This is a genomic window from Devosia sp. A369, from assembly GCF_054489345.1.
This window is the reverse complement of record NZ_JBTMWV010000063.1, coordinates 1-723: the sequence shown is the minus strand read 5'-3', so window position 1 is coordinate 723 and position 723 is coordinate 1. Positions and strand designations below refer to the sequence as shown.

Genomic DNA, 723 nt, shown 5'->3' with positions numbered 1-723 from the left:
ACGGTATAGATCCCCAACCCTCCTGCAAGCGTCGCAGAAGGAAGATAGGTGGCCGACTTTTACGCCGCCCGAAGCGGGACTATCCCGCCGCTACCGTGGACTAATTTTGCACCGCCGCTCTCACAGGCCACAAATCCGACGATGATGGTCACCAGGAAATCGCCTTTAGGCCGAGCGCAATCGTGATGTTTTGCCCAATATTGGCCATCACCTGGCGTGACAGGCTCTCCATAGCACCGAGCGGATAATGCGCATTATGGACGAGGCTTCTCCAAGGGCCGACTTGGGGTGGGTAGCCATCATCCCGCTGTTGGATCAGCCAGTCGGAAAAGCAGACATTTTCCGACTTCCTTATATCAGCATGTAAACCAACTAGCAGCTTCTGGCTAAGCTACTGGGATACCCACGTCTGTAGTCCGCCACTATTCACGGCCAACGGGCGAGGGGTGCCGTCTGGGCGCCATCACCTCAGGGACTGCGCTTGGTCAGCGCCTCACTGCTTAATTACGCATCCTTATCCACCATCAAAGGTTGACCTCGTGTGGCATCGCTCCAGCGGTGCAAAATAGGAGAACGAAGATGGCAGGCCAGCAAAGCGGTCTGAATAGCCCCGCGTTCTGTAGACACCTTCGGGGTTAGGTTTGGTGTCGTCGCTCGAACTCGACAGGTGAGAGCATACCATTGCGGGCGTGCTTGCGGGTCGGGTTGTAGAACATCTCGATG

At 56.3% G+C, this 723-nt stretch carries 1 protein-coding gene; it reads right to left on the bottom strand.

All coding sequences use genetic code 11. The features are described from left to right. Positions 1 to 504: 504 nt before the first annotated feature. Positions 505 to 723, bottom strand: a 219-nt coding sequence (locus ACX3OZ_RS20895; protein WP_459105515.1) for a hypothetical protein, incomplete at its 5' end; no start/stop codon positions are given.